Source organism: Mesobacillus subterraneus, from assembly GCF_023715485.1.
GTDB classification, from domain to species: Bacteria; Bacillota; Bacilli; order Bacillales; family Cytobacillaceae; genus Mesobacillus; species Mesobacillus subterraneus_B.
Genome location: NZ_JAMBOF010000002.1, coordinates 26,811 through 40,371, shown reverse-complemented (window position 1 = coordinate 40,371; position 13,561 = coordinate 26,811). Strand labels below are relative to the sequence as shown.

18 protein-coding genes and 1 pseudogene are annotated in these 13,561 nt (G+C 43.0%); 11 read left to right on the top strand and 8 right to left on the bottom strand.

What is annotated here, in order from left to right; all coding sequences use genetic code 11:
* Positions 1 to 216 precede the first annotated feature (216 nt).
* From M3204_RS02760 to M3204_RS02745, 4 genes are all read left to right on the top strand, one after another.
* Positions 217 to 705: an NUDIX domain-containing protein gene (locus M3204_RS02760; protein ID WP_251478264.1), complete on the top strand. Its 489-nt coding sequence runs from the start codon at positions 217 to 219 to the stop codon at positions 703 to 705.
* Positions 706 to 861: 156 nt separating this feature from the next.
* The gene (locus M3204_RS02755) at positions 862 to 987 is read left to right on the top strand and encodes a YuiA family protein (RefSeq protein ID WP_251478260.1); all 126 of its coding nucleotides are present in this window, start codon (positions 862 to 864) and stop codon (positions 985 to 987) included.
* Positions 988 to 1,266: 279 nt separating this feature from the next.
* Positions 1,267 to 1,587, top strand: coding sequence for a YuiB family protein (locus tag M3204_RS02750; RefSeq protein ID WP_251478257.1), 321 nt, complete (start codon positions 1,267 to 1,269; stop codon positions 1,585 to 1,587).
* 176 nt (positions 1,588 to 1,763) lie between these two features.
* The gene (locus M3204_RS02745; protein ID WP_285856884.1) at positions 1,764 to 2,474 is read left to right on the top strand and encodes a 3D domain-containing protein; all 711 of its coding nucleotides are present in this window, start codon (positions 1,764 to 1,766) and stop codon (positions 2,472 to 2,474) included.
* A 61-nt stretch (positions 2,475 to 2,535) separates the two neighbouring features.
* Here the strand turns inward: M3204_RS02745 and M3204_RS02740 are convergent, their stop codons facing one another.
* Both M3204_RS02740 and M3204_RS02735 read right to left on the bottom strand, forming a co-directional pair.
* On the bottom strand, positions 2,536 to 3,303 hold the full coding sequence (locus M3204_RS02740) for a cobalamin-binding protein (RefSeq protein ID WP_251478254.1): 768 nt from the start codon (positions 3,301 to 3,303) through the stop codon (positions 2,536 to 2,538).
* 15 nt (positions 3,304 to 3,318) lie between these two features.
* The gene (locus tag M3204_RS02735; protein WP_251478251.1) at positions 3,319 to 3,792 is read right to left on the bottom strand and encodes a divergent PAP2 family protein; all 474 of its coding nucleotides are present in this window, start codon (positions 3,790 to 3,792) and stop codon (positions 3,319 to 3,321) included.
* 124 nt (positions 3,793 to 3,916) lie between these two features.
* Here M3204_RS02735 and M3204_RS02730 point away from each other — a divergent pair, with 124 nt between their 5' ends.
* The 5 genes and pseudogenes from M3204_RS02730 (at position 3,917) to M3204_RS02710 (ending at position 9,000) form a co-directional block, all read left to right on the top strand.
* Positions 3,917 to 4,300, top strand: a complete 384-nt coding sequence (locus tag M3204_RS02730; RefSeq protein WP_251478248.1) for a DUF309 domain-containing protein — start codon at positions 3,917 to 3,919, stop codon at positions 4,298 to 4,300.
* 113 nt (positions 4,301 to 4,413) lie between these two features.
* Positions 4,414 to 5,919, top strand: a complete 1,506-nt coding sequence (locus M3204_RS02725) for a leucyl aminopeptidase (RefSeq protein WP_285856883.1) — start codon at positions 4,414 to 4,416, stop codon at positions 5,917 to 5,919.
* 247 nt (positions 5,920 to 6,166) lie between these two features.
* Positions 6,167 to 7,477 carry a Na+/H+ antiporter family protein gene (locus tag M3204_RS02720; protein WP_251478245.1) on the top strand — a complete coding sequence of 437 codons (1,311 nt, stop codon included), beginning with the start codon at positions 6,167 to 6,169 and terminating at the stop codon, positions 7,475 to 7,477.
* A 631-nt stretch (positions 7,478 to 8,108) separates the two neighbouring features.
* Positions 8,109 to 8,704 (top strand): annotated as a pseudogene (locus tag M3204_RS02715) (sulfite oxidase-like oxidoreductase).
* A gap of 95 nt (positions 8,705 to 8,799) precedes the next feature.
* Positions 8,800 to 9,000, top strand: a complete 201-nt coding sequence (locus M3204_RS02710) for a hypothetical protein (RefSeq protein ID WP_251478242.1) — start codon at positions 8,800 to 8,802, stop codon at positions 8,998 to 9,000.
* Positions 9,001 to 9,055: 55 nt separating this feature from the next.
* On the opposite strand, the gene M3204_RS02705 is transcribed toward M3204_RS02710, so the two are convergent.
* Positions 9,056 to 9,415: a hypothetical protein gene (locus M3204_RS02705; RefSeq protein WP_251478239.1), complete on the bottom strand. Its 360-nt coding sequence runs from the start codon at positions 9,413 to 9,415 to the stop codon at positions 9,056 to 9,058.
* 192 nt (positions 9,416 to 9,607) lie between these two features.
* Here M3204_RS02705 and M3204_RS02700 point away from each other — a divergent pair, with 192 nt between their 5' ends.
* On the top strand, positions 9,608 to 10,255 hold the full coding sequence (locus tag M3204_RS02700) for a DedA family protein (protein ID WP_251478236.1): 648 nt from the start codon (positions 9,608 to 9,610) through the stop codon (positions 10,253 to 10,255).
* A 139-nt stretch (positions 10,256 to 10,394) separates the two neighbouring features.
* Here the strand turns inward: M3204_RS02700 and M3204_RS02695 are convergent, their stop codons facing one another.
* Positions 10,395 to 10,577, bottom strand: a complete 183-nt coding sequence (locus M3204_RS02695) for an asparagine synthase (protein ID WP_251478234.1) — start codon at positions 10,575 to 10,577, stop codon at positions 10,395 to 10,397.
* A gap of 101 nt (positions 10,578 to 10,678) precedes the next feature.
* On the opposite strand from M3204_RS02695, the gene M3204_RS02690 reads away from it, so the two are divergent.
* Entirely contained in the window at positions 10,679 to 11,065 is a 387-nt protein-coding gene (locus tag M3204_RS02690) for a hotdog fold thioesterase (protein WP_251478230.1), read from the top strand.
* A gap of 36 nt (positions 11,066 to 11,101) precedes the next feature.
* On the opposite strand, the gene M3204_RS02685 is transcribed toward M3204_RS02690, so the two are convergent.
* The 4 genes from M3204_RS02685 to M3204_RS02670 all read right to left on the bottom strand — a co-directional run bounded on the left by M3204_RS02685 (position 11,102) and on the right by M3204_RS02670 (position 13,558).
* Positions 11,102 to 12,277: an FAD-dependent monooxygenase gene (locus M3204_RS02685; protein WP_251478227.1), complete on the bottom strand. Its 1,176-nt coding sequence runs from the start codon at positions 12,275 to 12,277 to the stop codon at positions 11,102 to 11,104.
* 162 nt (positions 12,278 to 12,439) lie between these two features.
* A complete protein-coding gene (mnhG, locus tag M3204_RS02680; RefSeq protein ID WP_251478224.1) occupies positions 12,440 to 12,814 on the bottom strand; it encodes a monovalent cation/H(+) antiporter subunit G in 375 nt (124 codons plus the stop codon).
* Positions 12,792 to 13,082, bottom strand: a complete 291-nt coding sequence (locus M3204_RS02675) for a Na(+)/H(+) antiporter subunit F1 (RefSeq protein ID WP_251478221.1) — start codon at positions 13,080 to 13,082, stop codon at positions 12,792 to 12,794. The genes mnhG and M3204_RS02675 overlap by 23 nt, the downstream gene beginning before the upstream one ends.
* Complete coding sequence (locus M3204_RS02670) at positions 13,082 to 13,558, bottom strand: Na+/H+ antiporter subunit E (RefSeq protein WP_251478218.1); 477 nt, start codon at positions 13,556 to 13,558, stop codon at positions 13,082 to 13,084. Before M3204_RS02670 ends, M3204_RS02675 begins: the two co-directional genes overlap by 1 nt.
* Positions 13,559 to 13,561 lie beyond the last annotated feature (3 nt).

Genomic DNA, 13,561 nt, shown 5'->3' with positions numbered 1-13,561 from the left:
CAATAGGTGAGATTATAATATTGGTCAAAACTCTTAAGCCCCAAAATCAAACAGGGTAATTGTCTGTAAAGGAGTTCTTACAATTAATATCAGAAATAGCAGTGCTCTGTGATTCTGTTAAACCACTCCTGCTTCGGGACGACGGGGAGGACGGAAGCTGTATCATTAAGTTACAATTAGCGTTAGAAACTGATTTGGTGATTGGCGGGGAAAAGCATGAGCAAACGTGAAAATGTCTGGCTTGGTGTTGCAGGAGTTGTCGTTTCTGAAGACGGAAGCTGGCTGGTCGTAAAAAAACGTTATGGCGGTCTGAAAGGAAGCTGGTCGCTTCCGGCAGGTTTTGTGAATGAAGGAGAAACTGCTGATGAGGCTGTGATAAGGGAAGTGTATGAAGAAACTGGTGTGGAATGCACAGTAAAGGGATTGCTTGGTGTGAGGACGGGTGTCATCAGGGATTCGATAAGCGACAATATGCTTGTTTTCCTGCTGAGTCCATTGCCCGGACTACAGCAACAGATAGTTGTACAGGAAAGCGAATTATATGAGGCAAGATTTTTGGCAACAGAGGATTTGAAAAATGATGCTGATTCATCTGTTCTTCTTCACGTTCTTTTAAACGATTCGAAACTTGAAGCTATACAGGGAATGGAAGGTCTTGACCCTGGCAAGCAGTTTAATTACACGGCATATAAATTATTTTTATAATTTTCTGAAATTTAACGAAAGTGACAGAAAAACGAAGAAAAAACATCATGTATCCGTTTTCAATACGGTTTTTTGGTCATTTTTGAACCTTTCCAAAGTTAATGGATGTCTGGTATATTATCAGAAAATTCAATAATATAAAGGAGAGGTTAATCAATGAAATTGCATACACATGATTCAAAAGAATGTCCATATTGCTCAGGTAAAGGATATTTCCAATTGCTTCTTGGCGGATCCGAAACATGCTCATGCTGCAGCGGGTCAGGAGAATCAAAAAAATAAAGCAGTGCATCTTGGACCTTCGCGAAATGCGGGGTTTTTTCTTTTGATTTAGGCTGTGTCAAAGATCATTGTTGATTTTAAGCTCTGTTGATTGCAGTGGATGGCGCTTCACTCCTGCGGTCCGCCCGCGGAAAGCGAAGCGACTGTAACGGAAATCAACAGCCAAGTTTAACACAGCCTTGATTTTAAAAAGGTAAGCCCAATTTGACCCTAAGCCCATCATTGACTCGAAATCGGACAAACAGTAAACTAGAAATGATGTGTAATGGGGGGATTTAGATGCTGACGGTAGTAACACTGATTATTTCGATGTTATTGTTTTTCGTCCTGTTTTTTGGGATTGGTTTCTTATTAAATATGCTGCTGAGGATGTCATGGATCATGGCAGTGATTTATCCATTAATCGCGATTCTTATTATTGATAAATATCGGTTTATCGAGTATTTCACAAATAGCGGTGAAGCATTTGGCGATCTTGGGCAGCGAGTCTCAAAGCTTGCCATCGCGGATGTACTGATTTTAAGCAGCGGAATGGCTGGTGCGGTCCTCGCAGGAATCGTTATCAAGCTTCTCCGCAAAAAAGGATATCAAATGTTTTAGGACCTTCAAATTATTGAAGGTTTTTTTTGTGCATAAAAAATCATTAACGGTAGAAACTATATAAGAATTTACTTTTAATGGAAGTGTAAATAGGACTTTAGGCACTTTTTTGCTCCTTTTGGAATATTTCTTGTTTCTTTGGGAAATTAATAGATTTGGGAGGAGTGAAAAATTATATGAATATTTTAAAAAAATGGGCCAGACGCTCGGCGATGGCAGTTTTGTTTTTTGCTGCCATAACATCTACTTTCCATTCGATTTCTGGAGTAGAAGCCTCAACGGTAGCTACATATGCATTTGACAACGAGGGAAGCAAACAAGAAGGAAATTCTCAATTTGACCATAAAAAGAAATCAGTAGGACTTGCATTTAAGTTTTTGAAAAAGGTTACCGATTTTACAACCAAGATCTCATCAAGTGAAAAGGTTGCGGGAAAGCAGCCAACACTCGAGGAATCACTGAACTGGTCACAGTACCCAAAGCAAACAATCATCGCAACAGGCTATACAGCCGGGATTGAATCGACAGGCAAAAACCCGGGTCATCCGGAATATGGAATTACATACTCAGGTGTAAAAGTAAAACGTGATTTATATTCAACTGTCGCAGCTGATTTAAACGTATTCCCAATCGGGACAATCCTTTTCATCCCAGGCTACGGTTTTGGCGTAGTTGCCGATAAAGGTGGCGCAATTAAAGGGAATAAGGTAGATCTTTACTATGACACTGTTAAAGATGTTTACGAACAGTGGGGCAAAAAAACGGTTGATGTTTATGTAATTGAAAAGGGCAATGGCAAATTGACCGAGGAAGATCTTAAAGCGCTTAATGAAAACGAATCGATGCAAGTTTTCCGCCAGCAATATATTAGCGGCAAAAAATCATAATTGAAATTACGCCAGGCACTTTCCATAAGGAGAGTGCCTTTTCTGATTGAATTTTTCCCGATTAGTTATGGATGAGTCCATACAGCTTTTCCAGTCCGTCGAGAAGTCTGGGCGAGGGGCGGCAATAAAGCTCTTCTTCGAGAATCAGGATACGGTCATTTTTGACGGCCTCGAGTTCATTCCAGCCGGGCCGGTTTGTGATTAAATCCTTCTTCACTTTTTGCTTCCGGACACCGACCCATGCAATGCATAAGTAATCAGGGTTGCGGGACTTTACGTCATCCCAGTCGGTCTGTACACTGGCCAGCTCAACGTCCTTGAACGCATTCTCAGCGCCTGCAGCCTCTGATATTTCTGTAAGCCAATTAATGCTGCCAGGAGTAAAAACGGGCTTCGGCCACCATTCCCAATAAAGCTTTGGCTTTGTGACTGCTTTGGCTCCTTTTCGCTTTATAGTTTCAAGCCTGTTCCTGAATTGACCTGCCGCCTCTTTCCCGCATTCCGGCCTGTTTAATGCATTGGCTGTTATGATCAAATCATTCTCAATGTCAGTAAGGGATTGTGGATTCAATATAATATGAGGAATTCCACGTTTCTTCAAACCTTCAATATTTTTCTCCATTCCCGGTACACTAAGAGATGCGAGAACAAGGTCTGGTTTTAATTCCTCGACGAGATCTAAATCAATTGAAAGATCTGGACCGAGCTGCGGCAATGATTTTACCGAAACTGGCCAATCAGAAAAATCATCGACACCAACAAGCAGATCAGTCAGGCCTAAAAATTCCATGATTTCAGTATTGCTGGGGCATATCGAAATTACCCTCAAAAAATTTCACCTGCCTTATAATAAATAATGCAGCAGCAAGGTCAGGGCAATGCCGCTCATTCCTCCGAAGAATACTTCAATTGGTTTGTGGCCGAGCAATTCTTTCAGTTCCTTTTGTTTTTCCTGCTCAGGCTTATCCTGCCACCCCTTTGCTTCCTCTGCAAATCTGCTGAAGTCAGCGACAAGCTGGTTCAAGACAATTGCTTGCTCGCCTGCCTGGCGTCGTACGCCGGAAGCATCAAACATCGTGATGATTGCGAAAACTGCTGAAACGGCAAATACTGCAGAATCCATTCCAGTTTCGAGAGCGACACCGGTGGATAAAGCTGTCACGGCTGCCGAGTGGGAGCTTGGCATTCCGCCTGTGCTCGTCAGCAGGGACCAGTCAAGCCTTCTCGTAGCGATATATTGAATCGGGACTTTCACAAACTGCGCGAAAAAAATGGCAGCAAGCGAAGCCCATAATGGAAAATTTGTTAATAATTCCATAGCCGTTCCCCCTAAGATTTATAAAGTGCCATTATTAAGTAATACCCAAGATATATTGAATCATTACAGCAAATTCTTCAGTTTTGATAATATAATTCTAACCGGCCTGAATGGGGTGAAGAAATTGACGGATTACCCGGATGAATATTACGAGTTCTTTATTAAATTCAACGAAGGTGATTACTATACCTGCCATGACTTGCTTGAAGGTATGTGGATGACCGACAAAGGCAATCTTTTTTTAAAAGGGCTGCTGCAAATGAGTGTGGCGATCTACCATTATAGTTACGGAAATGTGAAGGGAGCACGTCTCATGATGCAAGCGGCTAACGATTATCTGGAATCATACCGTCCCGTCCACTGGGGACTTGATTTGGAAAAAGTATATCCGTTCATTGAAGACTGCCTGCGCGTCTTTCCGCCAAATATAGACTTGGTTCCATTTGAAGAAATAGAGCTGCTTCCCGAGCTTCCGGTATTATATTTGTATCTTGAAGATGATGTGTAAAACTTCATGCAAAATCAGCTTATGTGTAATTGTGTCCTGCAAACTCAATTAGGAAGTCGAAATATATTTACGAATTCGTTATAATGAAACTATCATTACGGAGGTGAAGGAATTTGTTTAAAGTAAATGATCAATTTAATTTATCAAACAGCCATGACTGCCTGGTAATCGGTTTATTCAACAAACCATCAGGATTGGAGGGTGTCGTTGGCGAAGCAGACCAGCTTTTTGATGGCCACCTGACTTACCTGGTAAAAAATGGAGAAATTTCAACAAAGAAAAAAGCAGTTTCAAAGATACATACTTTCGGTAAAACCGGCGCTAAAAAAATATATTTTGTCGGCCTGGGTCATGAAAAAGAGTTTGATTTTGAAGTTTTGAGGGACGCATTCGGACGGTTATTCAAGACTGCCAAGAAGGAAAAGTGGACAGAGGCAGCAGTGCTTCTAGATACTTTTACAAGTGAGAATGTGGAGCTTAACGATGCTGCTCATGCATTAAGTGAAGCATTTCCAATGGCTACATATGAATTTGAAGGCTACAAGCAGAAATCAAACGAGCCGGAAAAACGAATTGAGAGCCTGACAGTTTACAGTGCAGATGAAGAGGGCGAGCTTGAAGCAGCACTTGAGGTTGGATACGTGTATGGAAAGGGAACAAACTCCGCACGTACGCTTGTGAATACGCCAGGCAACCTTTTGACTGCCACAAATATGGCTGAGTATGCAAAAAAACTTGCAGAGAAATACTCGTTTGAAGCAGAAATTTTAGAAAAAGAAGAAATGGAAAAGCTCGGCATGGGCGCCTTGCTTGCAGTAAACCAAGGATCCGCTGAGCCGCCAAAAATGATTGTCCTGAAATATCAGGGGAAAGAAGAATGGACGGACGTAATTGGCCTTGTCGGCAAAGGCATCACCTTCGACACAGGCGGCTATTCGATCAAGACGAAGGCCGGGATCGTCGGGATGAAATCGGATATGGGCGGCGCGGCAGCAGTTCTCGGAGCAATGGAAATCATCGGGGAGCTTAAACCGGAACAGAACGTTTTAGCCGTCATTCCTTCGACAGACAATATGATCAGCTGCACGGCATTCAAGCCGGATGATGTAATCACTTCAATGAGCGGCAAAACTATCGAAGTGTTGAATACAGATGCGGAAGGCCGTCTCGTGCTTGCTGACGCGATGACGTATGCGAAACACCATGGCGCCAACTATCTCGTGGACATTGCTACCCTGACAGGCGGAGTTATCACTGCGTTGGGTCTTCACACTTCAGGGGCTTTGACAAATGACGAGGACTTGTTCGAACAAGTGCTGGAAGCTTCTTATGAATCAGGTGAGCCAATCTGGCGCCTGCCATTGTTCGAACGGGACATTGAGCGTGTCAGAAACAGCAAAATTGCTGATTTGAACAACTCCCCAGGCGCTGAAGGCCATGCCATCATGGGCGGAGCATTCGTCGGTGAATTTGCGGAAGGAACCCCTTGGGTACATCTTGATATAGCCGGAACGGCAACAACCGGCAAAGAACACGACCTCGGACCAGCAGGGGCAACCGGCGTAATGGCGCGCACACTTGCATTGCTAGTCGAAAGATTTGAGCCAGCGAATAAGTAATAATTGACGACCCCAAAGCCCAGGCGGCTTTGGGGTTTTATTATGGATTGGCACAACTGGAGAATTAACTCCTGCAACTGGTATTTTTCCTTATATCCGCGCAGAACTCTTTTTTATGTACATTCCTGTAAAAACCAATTGACATAAAAAACAAATCTATGATATTTTAATACTTGTCATTTTAATTCTCTACCAATTTACCAAACTAAAGGATTTTTCAAAATTATCATCGAGAGGGGAACCTATAATGAATGCAGTTGTAATTGCTGTCCTGGCGATGCTTGTGCTGAGCTTGCTTCGTGTCAATGTTGTGTTGGCATTGATTGCTGGAGCGCTGATCGGCGGTTTGACAGGCGGCTTAAGCATAGAAAAGACAATAGAAGTATTTTCAGGTGGACTTGGAGGCAGTGCTGAGGTTGCGCTAAGCTATGCGCTGCTTGGTGGATTTGCTGTTGCTATTTCTAAGACTGGTCTTCCGAATTTGATTGTGGACTGGATGATTGGACTGATCAGCAGGAAAGGCGAATCTAAAGCTAAAACATATTCAAAAGCTATCATTATTTTTCTAATTTTGATCATGTCGATTTTTTCCCAAAACCTGATTCCGATTCACATTGCTTTTATCCCGATTTTAATTCCGCCATTATTGATCATTTTCAATAAGCTCAATATTGACAGACGTTTGATAGCATCGGTGATCACGTTCGGTCTTACAGCACCATATATTCTGTTGCCTGTAGGCTTTGGTAAGATTTTTCATGAAATCCTGGCAACGAACATGGCTGATAGCGGCTTGAAGGTTGATATGGCTGATATTCCTGCAGCTATGATCCTGCCAGTTGCAGGTATGGTCATTGGATTGGCTGTCGCAATCTTTGTTTACCGTAAACCAAGAAGTTATCAGGACTTTGAAATTGTTAAGGTTGAAAAGAATCAATACTCCAAAGCTGGTATTATTTTTTCATTCATAGCAATTGTCGCTGCCCTCGCTGCGCAAATCATTTTTGATTCAATGATCATCGGTGCCTTAGCTGGTATCCTTGTTGTATATATTAGCGGAGCAATCAAGTGGCGCGAAGCGGATGATCTTTTGACTGAAGGCATGAAGATGATGGCCTTTATCGGCTTTGTCATGCTTGCTGCCTTCGGTTTTGCTGAAGTTCTAAAAGAAACTGGCGATGTAGAATCACTTGTTAAACAGGCTGCTGATGCTATCGGCAATAATAAGGGCCTTGGCGCAATGATGATGCTGATTGTCGGTTTGCTGGTAACAATGGGTATCGGTTCATCATTCTCGACTATTCCGATCATCGCAACGATTTTCGTTCCGCTCAGCCTTCAATTAGGCTTCAGCCCGATGGCTACGATTGCGATTGTAGGAACGGCCGCAGCGCTTGGTGACGCAGGATCACCTGCATCTGACAGCACACTAGGACCTACAGCTGGCCTGAATGCAGATACACAGCACAACCACATCTGGGACACTGTTGTACCGACGTTCCTGCACTACAATATTCCATTAATCATTTTCGGCTGGATTGCCGCTATGGTATTATAATCTTTTAAAAATGAGCCGTCTTGAAATGAGCAAGACGGCTCAAGCTGTAGACAAACTCAGAAAATCAAGTTTGTCTATAGTTTTTTTATTTAGTTAATCTATAAAACGAGTCTGTTGATTTCCGTTCCAGGCGCTTCGCTTTCCTTGGGGCTGTCGCTGAGCCTCCTCGTCGCTTCGCTCCTGCGGGGTCTCACCTGTCCAGCTGAGCCCACAGGACATTGATTGGCTTCCTCGAACCTGCCCACGCACGATGGAAATGCGTTAGCATTTTCGGAGGAGTCTTCGCGCCTTCCACTCCAATCAACAGGGTTTCAATAACTGAACGGTGAACTGTATCTTTGTCGACAAAAAAATGAGCCGTCTTGCAATGAGCAAGGAGGCTTTTAAATTTCTTTCCGTAAACTTTGTTACTCTTACAACCATATTACGAGTTTTCATGCATTCCCTGTTCAGAAACCTCCTCGAAAATCTCGATGTGAAGATATATGAGTATGAAACCTTAGTTCGAAAAATAAAAATCTATGCGAAAAACAGCCATTTTAAATTTGCTCTCGATTGCTTCTCGCGATTTTACAAACCAGCTTCAATTTAGGTAGGATAAGCAATAAAGCCACTAAAAGAGGTGATCAATATGTATTTCGGAAAACCGCGGAAAAATGGTCCATCTGGCAGGGTGCCGCCAAACCAAAATGTCACGACTTCATTTCCGGTGCTGCATTATGGAAATGTCCCGTTCTATAAAAATCTCGATGAATGGACTTTCAGGATATTCGGAATGGTAGAGCAGGAAATTATTTTTACCTATGATGAATTGATAAGCTGCCGCAAGTATCATTGGGGAATGATATCCATTGTGTAACAGGCTGGTCGAAGCTTGATAATGTATGGGAAGGAATTCGGGCTCAGGAACTGGTCAACCTAGCGAGGCCGAATGAATCGGCCAAATTTGTTATCCTCCATGCTGAGGAAGGATGGACCACGAATCTCCCGATTGAGGATTTCCTAAAGGAAATGAGCATGCTTGCTCATTCTCATAATGGAGCCCCATTAACTCCGGAACATGGCTATCCCCTAAGAGCTGTAATACCTCATCTGTATTTTTGGAAGAGCGCCAAATGGCTCAGGGGCATTGAATTCACTTCTGATAACAAGCCTGGATTCTGGGAGAAAAACGGCTATCATATGTATGGTGACCCGTGGAAGGAACAGCGCCTATCCTGGGACTAGGCTTTTTTTCCAGACTGATGGACAAACGCCCACTCATACGCCCTTATTTTTGCATATGCAGTAGTGTAGGCAAGAAAAATGAGGGAGGCAGCTTGATGAATAATATGAGAAGACCTTACTACGGCGGCAGAATTGGCAGGCGCCCGTTCGGTTTTGGATTTGGTGGTCCATTTTTAGGAGGAGTGGTTGGTGGCCTGTTAGGCAGTGCGTTATTATATCCTCGCCCATACTATTATCCACCGGTTTATTATCCTTATGGATATTCTCCATATGGCCCATATGGAAACTACTATTAAAAAGTAAAAAGCAGGTTAAGCCGCCGTTCGGAAACGGCGGCTTTTTGCGGTTCAATCACACCCACCTTAACTGCAGAATGATATGGCAGCATTCTCTGTCACCGACATAATCCTGGAAGTTCATCGTTATTCCATCAGGATTGTAGGTAATCTTGGGCTTTTTCTTAATACCTGCTGACTGGATCAGTTTTTCGACCTCTGCTTGATTTGATTGCTGCGCTGCAGTCATCAGTTCGTTTGAAAATGAGTTGGAGGCAGTTATTTTCTTCATCACAAGGTTTGCATCATCCATGAGTGTGATCGCTTTTGCCGCGGATGTCTTGAATAATGTTGTATTTACTTCAGGGTAGGGGCGGGAGGCAGCTGGAAGGCTCGATGCAACGAGTCCATTTCTACAATAAAATAAATAATGCATGTAGCTCCCCTTCCTTTTCAGGGTGGTTTCCGAATCTTCTTCAATGTATGAAAATAAAACTTGGAGTATGATGAAGGAAAAGCTAAAAGTGCTTGATTAGTTAAAAAGAAGGGAATGTATGAAGAAGAGCGAAATGTAATATATATATACTTCTATAAGGGAACCTGAGTGTATTGAATGGAGGGGTACATCATGGATTTAGATCTCGTTATCAATATTATCGAAGAAAATGGCTATTTAGGCTTATTTCTTTGGCTTTGGTTCGGAATTTTCGTGATTCCCGTTCCGAATGAAGTCCTCCTGATGACAGTTGGACTTGCTTCGTCCATGAATGCACTCAATCCACTTCTCGCATTTATTGTTACATACTTCGGGATTGTGACGGCATTTACTACTACCTATCTCATTGGCAGGGTTGTAGGCAGAAGGCTCCTAAGATTTCTTGAAAAAAGGAAGCGATTTGCCAATACGATTGAATCCTCAATGAAGATGATGGATAAGTACCATGCTTTTTCATTGACACTGAGCTGTTTTGTTCCTGGAGCGCGGAATTTGGTTCCTTTACTATACGGCTTTAGCAGGCTTCCGTTCAGGACGTTTGCTCTCTTTGCGTATAGCGGAGCGTTTGTGTGGGTTTTAATTGTTTTCCTTCTTGGTTATTTATTTGGGGATAAAATGGAGACAATCATGAAATATAACAAGGAGATGTGGTTGATCGCCCTGGTCATTGCTGTAGCAGCAGGTTTTATCATTGTACGAAGGAGGAAATTGAAGCCTGCAGGCTCGAGCGAGGTTCTTGGTACGGAAAATGCGGTTTATCAGGAAAGGCAGCAAAAATAGCCGCCTTTCATTGAACATGCTAGTGCCAATGGTGCCATCAATCGCAATGTTTCTGGAGTAACAACAGCTTTAATTGATGAACATGCAACTCTGTTAGCTGTCACCAAGGTTGAGGCCCCGGGAGTAAACACTTTCCATGCTAAAATTCATTGCGGTGTTCGACTAAATCGATCGCCCCGAGTACAATATGGGCCAACCCAAATCCGAATACGGTGTTTGAAATCATTTTATCGATTTTGCGGTTTTGCTTCATCGCGAAACCAGCGGCTGTAACTGCTGTTCCAAGCACCGTCGGAATCATGCCTTCTCTAATACGATTCATCTCGATTCACCTCATCATGCAAAAATTCGTCCGTAAGTGGACAGTCTTAGTTTCCCCAGCGTTCAGCTCAAATTATTTGCCAAATCAAGGAGGTAGAGAAAATGGATCTTAATAACACACTTCTCGGTTCACTTGGAATCGAAATTACTGACCTGCAAAAAGGAAAAGTCACGGCAACGATGCCTGTTGACGAACGGACAAGGCAGCCTTTTGGACTGCTCCATGGAGGAGCATCCGTAGCCCTGGCGGAAACGGTCGCCAGTGTGGGTGCATTTGAGTTAGTCGACAAGGAGAATGAAGTCGTTGTTGGGCTTGAAATAAATGCAAATCATATCAGGGCGAAGAAAGATGGTATGGTAACCGCAGTGGGCACAGTGATGCACCAGGGAAGGACAACAATGGTCTGGGATATCAAAATTACCGATGAAGAGGATCAACTGATTTGCATATCAAGATGCACCATGGCAGTCATAAAACGCAGAAAATAAAATCAGCCTTTTCGGCTGATTTTTTTTTGATGTAAATCATTGGCTGGACCTGCCAAATGTATCGTTCTGGAATTCACCATCAATCTCAATCACTTTCCGCAGCTTCTCATTATGATACGAAGCAGGTGCCATCTGCAGCAATTTATTGCGGATCGAGCATAGTATCGGGAAATCGATCTGTGCGGCCATCCCATACATTTTCATTTCATTTTTAACACGCTTCGTCCTTTCATGCCTGTGTCGTTCATACATTTTAAACGCATTTGGGATTGTATCCTCTGTACTGAACCATTTTGCCAGGAAGACGGCATCCTCGGCTGCCTGTGAAGCCCCTTGGCCGATGTTTGGTATGGAAGCATGTGCTGAATCGCCAATGAGCAGGATATTCCCTAAATGAAAATGTTCCAGTGGTTTGAGTTCATACAGCTCATCGTAAATGAGGTTTTCAGGGGTGGTGTTCTCAAGAATTTCCTGGATTGGATCGTGATAATAGAAAAAGTTGAACAATAAATCGATTGGAGTCCAATTAGACAGATCACTTTTACCTTGTTCGGCTTTTTTGAACGCATACCAATATAATTGATTGCCAGGCATAGGCGCGATCCCGAAACGTCCTCGTGGCCCCCAAGTTTCGGTATATGTGGTGGAGTTGACAGGCGGATCTTTTATCAAGCCTCGCCAGCATACAAATCCAGAAAAGTCCAGCTTGCTATCTGGCATCAGGATAGACCTTATTTTTGATGCTGCACCATCACAGCCAATAAGGTAATCAGCTTCTGTGCATGTTCCATCCTTGAAATATAATTTTTGAATGGGGGATTCCCATTTAATATCAACCAGATGTTTATCAAAGTGGAGAGTACCGGGAAGGAGGGCATCAGTTAAAATCCTGTAAAGAGCGGAGCGCTGGATAAACAAGTAATTTGGGATATGGGAGGGAGCTTGGTAATCAAATTCTGCAATGACAGCACCAGAGTCCGATTTCAGCAAGCAACGGTCGGTTGCCAATCCCTTTTCAAGCAATTGAGCTCCTAATCCCATAATATAATAGGCTCTAACAGCATTTCCGCTCAAAACAAGGCCAGTGTCAGGGCCGATGAACTCTTTGTCCTTCTCAAAAACTTCAGCATGGATTCCTTTTCGCTGCAGGGCGATTGCTGAGCTCATTCCGCTTATTCCGCCGCCGATTATTGCGATTCTTGCTTCTGCCATAAAAATATCCCTCCTTCTCGAATAAGATTGCGCGGCTTTATATTCCTGATTACTCTTAATATACTTCACGTCCCTTTAGAAGGGTATGGATAAAGATTGAACTTTCTGGAAAAAAAGCAAAGCCACCAGGTGGTTAAACCTGATGGCAAAAAAATGCAGTGATTATTTTGATTGATCAGCTGCTGGCATCTCTTTTCTTGCTTCTGCCAAGTCATCCTGAACGGTCCGATCCGAGAGTTTCACACCGGAATTATATGCTGCGCGGGCGATTAAATGCCCTGCAACCGGTGAGGTTAAAAAGATAAAAGCGACCCCAAGCAATAATCTCGAATTAAAATGGTGTTCAATTAACCAAAAATATAGGAAGGTACCTAGCAGCAAAAGCATAACTCCCATTGTGGCGCTTTTCGAGGCAGCGTGGTTTCTCGTATAAACATCCGGAAGCCTGATCAGGCCGAAAGCGGTCACCAGGCTCAAAAAAGCTCCTATCAGGATGAACATCCCTGCAAAAAATTTAGCTATTTCCATTTCTGTCATATTCCATGATTACTCCCTTCTCAAGGTACTTTGAAAAGGCTACGGTCCCAATGAACGCCAGGATTCCGATCAGCAGGATGATGTCCAAAAAGGCGCTAGTCTCAAGTAATATGGATACCAGTGCGACTACAGATACAAGGCTGATCCCAATCGCGTCGAGAGCTACTACCCGGTCTGCTATTGTTGGTCCTTTTATTACGCGATAAATTAGGCCAATCATTGCAAGTGATATGAATGTCACTGAAATCCACATGACCATGTCAAACATTATCTGCTCACCTCCATGATCGATTTTTCAAACGTTTCTCGGATCCCTTTTATTGAATCCGCCGCATCATCTATATCCATAGCGTGAACATACAGGATTTTATTATCAGGAGAAACATCGACAACCAGGGTTCCTGGAGTTAACGTAATCAGATTTGCGAGTACTGTGATCTCCCAATCTTGTTTCAATTCCGTTGGGTATGCAAAAATTCCAGGCTTTATATCGAGCTTAGGTTTCAGAATCACCTTAAGTACGGCAATATTTGAAAGGATCAATTCCCTCGTAAAAATATAAATAAGGTTTACTACTGCCACGACCCTTAACAAATAAAACCGCGATGTGAAAAAACGGCGAAACATATAAATGATGAGCAGGCCGAAGAAATACCCGACGAAAAAGGAGGCCGGGGAGTAGGATGTCTTAAGGAACATCCATACAAATGCCAGAATGAAGTTCAGCAAAATTTGAAAAGCCATAGC

Bases quoted from the DNA above. Each gene is read 5' to 3' on its own strand.
- M3204_RS02760 (WP_251478264.1), top strand. From the start codon at position 217: ATGAGCAAACGTGAAAATGTCTGGCTTGGTGTTGCAGGAGTTGTCGTT.
- M3204_RS02755 (WP_251478260.1), top strand. From the start codon at position 862: ATGAAATTGCATACACATGATTCAAAAGAATGTCCATATTGCTCAGGT.
- M3204_RS02750 (WP_251478257.1), top strand. From the start codon at position 1,267: ATGCTGACGGTAGTAACACTGATTATTTCGATGTTATTGTTTTTCGTC.
- M3204_RS02745 (WP_285856884.1), top strand. From the start codon at position 1,764: ATGAATATTTTAAAAAAATGGGCCAGACGCTCGGCGATGGCAGTTTTG.
- M3204_RS02735 (WP_251478251.1), bottom strand. From the start codon at position 3,792: ATGGAATTATTAACAAATTTTCCATTATGGGCTTCGCTTGCTGCCATT.
- M3204_RS02720 (WP_251478245.1), top strand. From the start codon at position 6,167: ATGAATGCAGTTGTAATTGCTGTCCTGGCGATGCTTGTGCTGAGCTTG.
- M3204_RS02710 (WP_251478242.1), top strand. From the start codon at position 8,800: ATGAATAATATGAGAAGACCTTACTACGGCGGCAGAATTGGCAGGCGC.
- M3204_RS02705 (WP_251478239.1), bottom strand. From the start codon at position 9,415: ATGCATTATTTATTTTATTGTAGAAATGGACTCGTTGCATCGAGCCTT.
- M3204_RS02700 (WP_251478236.1), top strand. From the start codon at position 9,608: ATGGATTTAGATCTCGTTATCAATATTATCGAAGAAAATGGCTATTTA.
- M3204_RS02695 (WP_251478234.1), bottom strand. From the start codon at position 10,577: ATGAATCGTATTAGAGAAGGCATGATTCCGACGGTGCTTGGAACAGCA.
- M3204_RS02690 (WP_251478230.1), top strand. From the start codon at position 10,679: ATGGATCTTAATAACACACTTCTCGGTTCACTTGGAATCGAAATTACT.
- M3204_RS02685 (WP_251478227.1), bottom strand. From the start codon at position 12,277: ATGGCAGAAGCAAGAATCGCAATAATCGGCGGCGGAATAAGCGGAATG.
- mnhG (WP_251478224.1), bottom strand. From the start codon at position 12,814: ATGACAGAAATGGAAATAGCTAAATTTTTTGCAGGGATGTTCATCCTG.
- M3204_RS02675 (WP_251478221.1), bottom strand. From the start codon at position 13,082: ATGTTTGACATGGTCATGTGGATTTCAGTGACATTCATATCACTTGCA.
- M3204_RS02670 (WP_251478218.1), bottom strand. From the start codon at position 13,558: ATGGCTTTTCAAATTTTGCTGAACTTCATTCTGGCATTTGTATGGATG.